The organism is Capnocytophaga sp. oral taxon 326 str. F0382, from assembly GCF_000318295.1.
In the GTDB taxonomy this organism is placed as follows: Bacteria; Bacteroidota; Bacteroidia; order Flavobacteriales; family Flavobacteriaceae; genus Capnocytophaga; species Capnocytophaga periodontitidis.
This window is the reverse complement of record NZ_KB291363.1, coordinates 15,176-19,118: the sequence shown is the minus strand read 5'-3', so window position 1 is coordinate 19,118 and position 3,943 is coordinate 15,176. Positions and strand designations below refer to the sequence as shown.

Here is a 3,943-nt window from a genome sequence, read left to right as displayed (position 1 = left end):
ATACCGCTAACCGTTATAAACACTAAAAAATAACTCCTATGGCAACAATAACAATTACACTTAGAGAAACAGGCAAATCCGTAACAGCTACCCTGAGAGCTGCAGGAGGAACGTCTCCTATAAAGTTAGTTATAACAACAGAAATAACAGGATATACTTGTTTGTTTATCTATGGCGATCATAATGACTTGGATTATGAATCAATAGTTGTTCCAACTTATAAGATGAAAGTTGAAAAAGATGGGAAAGTTGTTGCTTCATACAATGTCACAAGAGATTCTTGGTATTCAAGAGGAGTAATAAATGACAATTGGGGATGGAATGACGATATAGAATTATCTAATAGATGTTTTGAGCCTGCTAATGGAAACGTTAATTTATATGCTACAAGAGCAACCGCATATCCACCTGGAGCTGGTGTAGATGCATTTGCACTAAGACAACATAATTCAGAGGAACTAAATGCTGTACCTCATACTAAAAGGATGCAAACTTTTGTTAATGGAAAACCCATTCATGGTTGTAGAGAAAACTTATCCATAGCTAAGGGGGTTATGATACATATAGGAGGTTGGTTCAAGGGTGCTAATGGAAATAAATTAGCAGGTTCTTATGGATGTTTTGGAATTGTTCCAAAGGCTCAAATAAGTACTACAGCAGCAGAAGCCGAAAGAGTAAGGAAAGACAGTTTATACCAAAATTATGTACCTGCAAATGAGGAATATAAAGCAGCAATAAGATATATTCTAGGACAAGCAGAAGGGAGAGCTATACAAGTGGTTGTTGAGAAAAGAGGTAAAGTAGAAGAATTAAGAACCTTAAAAAATCAATAAGATGAGTAAGATTATAAATTTAGTAACAATTGTTTTGTTATTTATTAGTTGCAACAACACTTCTAAGAAATTAGAGATGCTAAAAGAAGGCACATTTATTTATGAGAGAGAAAGAGTTCTTGAGAAAAAAAATATTACAGTTGAACAATCAGAAATAGAAATGATAAGAGAAACTAAATATGTTGTTGAAGAAAAAGTTATTTACGATAGTTTAGGTATTTTGCAAATATATGATGGTGCTGCAGAGGGTTTTATTATTCACACAAGAAATAAAAGTGATGGAAATATTATATTCAAAAATAGGGGGTATAGTAATAAAATATTAATAAATAGAAAACTGGATTGTCTTATAGACGGAAAAGATACAATTAGGAACTTTGAAGTGTTTTTAAAAGATAGGCTTATAATGGTCTATCCTAAAGAAGATGATAGAATTTATGTATACAAATTTAAATAATTAATATATCTTATTTTAAAACCCTATGCAACAAAAGCCCTACACTCAGGAAGTCCAAAAAGCCCTTCAAATAGCCCAAAAGATAGGCAAGGAGCATATCCACGCTCATTACTCAGGAGCGCATTTGCTGAAAGCAATGCTCAACCGCGATTTGCCCTTGCTTAAAGCCTTAGAGGCAAAGGGCATTGACGTGTTTTACTTAGAGGAATGGGCAGAGGTGCGTCTTGAGGAACTTCCTAAATCCACGCATTCTTATAGCTGCGAACCTGACGAGGTAATTGATACCATCTTCACAGAGGCAAATGAGGTCGCTGAGAGTCTTTTAGAGGAAGAAATAAGCCTCTTTGCGGTAATGGTAGCTATTAGCAGTCCAGGGGTAGCTTTTAGCTTTGACCAGATGAAGACCTTTCCCGTCTCTCGTGCTGAACTCCTGAAAGACCAAACCGTAAGCGGTACCATCTTCTCTAACAACACTCCTGACGAACCCCCAGTAAAAAAGAAAAACAACTTCTTACAAAAATACTGCATCCACAAAAACGCACAGGTAAAACCTCAAAAAGAAAAAGACCTTTTAGTAGGGCGCGATACTGAAATCAACAAAATCATTGAAATACTCTGCCGTTTTAACAAGCCTAATGTGCTGGTCATCGGTGATTCGGGGGTAGGTAAAACAGCGGTTTTAGAAGGGTTTGTACAGAAAGTAGTATGGCAGCAAATCCCAGAGTTGCTCGCTGGTTTAGAAGTCTTTGAGTTGGATATGGGGGCTATCGTGGCAGGAGCATCTTATAAGGGTGAGATTGAAGACCGCTTAAAGAACATCGCCCAAGAGCTTAAAGCTCTCCCAAAAGCGGTACTTATTATTGAAGAAATCCACTCTATTTTGGGCGGACAAGGTTCAGACTCCTCTATTGCAAACTTGCTGAAAAGCGAACTCTCCAAAGGCTTACGGCTTATAGCGACCTCTACCATTGAGGAATACACCAAAAAGATAGAAAAAGAACAGGGACTATCGGGTATGTTTGAACTTTTAAGGTTAGAAGAAAGCGATGACGACACTCATTTTAGAATGCTCAAACAAGCCTTAGCCGACTATCAAAAGCACCACAACATCAGCATTGACGACCTGACCATCAAGGAGGCTATTCGCCTTTCCAAGCGTTTTATGAAGGAGCGCAGTTTGCCTGCTTCGGCAATTGACCTGATAGACCAGACAATGGCATCGCTTAAAACAGCAGGGGAGTCATTCTTAAAAGAACGCAACTATTTTATAGGCAAAGTATTGGAGCTAAGAGAAAACAAAAAGCTCCTCAGCGAAAAAGACCGCCAATTGCAGGCGCAGTGGCTTTATAAAGACCTATGTCAAAAACTGCAAAATCTCAGTGGCTCAGAGAGTGAAACACAAGATAATACCACTCTTACTGAAAATACCCCTACTGATGAGCTTCTTGACCTATGCCGCAGCCTTATTGATCGTATTGAAGACATAGCAAAAGAAAAACGAAGCCACATCACTCAGTACGACCTTGCTTTTATCATTTCTCAAAAGACCAACATCCCTATTGGCAAGCTCAAAGAAGAGGAAAAGCAGCGACTCAATGATATGGAAAACGTATTAGCCCAGCGGGTGGTAGGGCAAGATCACGCCATTGCAATTGTCTCTGAGGCTATCTTGGAAAGTCGTTCAGGCTTAAATAAAGCAGGACAGCCCATTGGCTCTTTCTTCTTTTTAGGTCCCACAGGTACGGGAAAAACAGAGCTTGCTAAGTCATTGGCTGAGTTTCTATTCCAAGATGAGAATGCCATTATCCGCTTTGATATGTCAGAGTTTAAGGAAGAGCACTCAGCAGCTTTGCTCTATGGGGCACCACCAGGTTACGTAGGCTATGAAGAGGGAGGACTATTAGTAAATAAAATACGCCAAAAGCCTTATGCTATTGTGCTTTTTGATGAGATTGAAAAGGCACATAGCTCCGTATTTGACGTCTTCTTGCAGATAATGGACGAGGGTAAGCTCCACGACCGTCTGGGCAAAGAGGGAGACTTTTCTAACGCTATTGTGCTCTTCACTTCCAATATAGGCTCTGAGTTTATCGTACAGTCTTTTGAAAAGGGAAATATCCCTACTTCTTCTGAGCTTTTAGAGCGGATGAGTAGCTACTTCCGTCCTGAGTTCTTAGGGCGACTTACCGAAACGATACCTTTTGCCCCTATTAGCAAGGGTAATGCGCTAAAAATATTTGAGATACACTTAAAGAAAGAGCTGTTGGACTTGGTAAAGAATATCAACATACAGTTAGAAATCACCGATACTGCCAAAGAACAGCTTTCAGAAGAGGGGTATGATATCAAATATGGAGCGCGACCTTTAAAGGGCGTTATCCGCGCTAAACTGCGTCGTCCCTTAGCTAAAAAGATTATTGCAGGAGAGTTTAAGGAAGGTGATAGCATCATAGCCGATTGGCAGGAAGGGAAAATCGTATGGAACAGAAAAGAAGATAACAACATAAAAGATAATGTATTATGAGCCAAAAACATTTAGTATGCCAAGGAGCAACCTGCCAGTGTCAATTTGGCAACGCTCCCGATAAGTTAAAGGTACTTACGCAGACCAAAGCCTTTATCAATGAGGAAGAGCCACAAGAGAAATTGGTAG

The 3,943-nt window shown here is 39.4% G+C and carries 3 protein-coding genes; all 3 read left to right on the top strand.

Translation table 11 applies throughout. The features are described 5' to 3' along the window. Window positions 1–38 precede the first annotated feature (38 nt). Genes HMPREF9073_RS01545 through HMPREF9073_RS01535 form a run of 3 tightly spaced genes read left to right on the top strand, consistent with a single transcriptional unit; the run spans window position 39 to window position 3,814 of the window. Window positions 39–833: a hypothetical protein gene (locus tag HMPREF9073_RS01545; RefSeq protein WP_009412219.1), complete on the top strand. Its 795-nt coding sequence runs from the start codon at window positions 39–41 to the stop codon at window positions 831–833. 1 nt (window position 834) lies between these two features. After that, the gene (locus tag HMPREF9073_RS01540) at window positions 835–1,290 is read left to right on the top strand and encodes a hypothetical protein (protein WP_009412218.1); all 456 of its coding nucleotides are present in this window, start codon (window positions 835–837) and stop codon (window positions 1,288–1,290) included. Between the two features lie 25 nt (window positions 1,291–1,315). Further along, entirely contained in the window at window positions 1,316–3,814 is a 2,499-nt protein-coding gene (locus HMPREF9073_RS01535; protein WP_009412217.1) for an AAA family ATPase, read from the top strand. The last annotated feature ends 129 nt before the right edge of the window (window positions 3,815–3,943 follow it).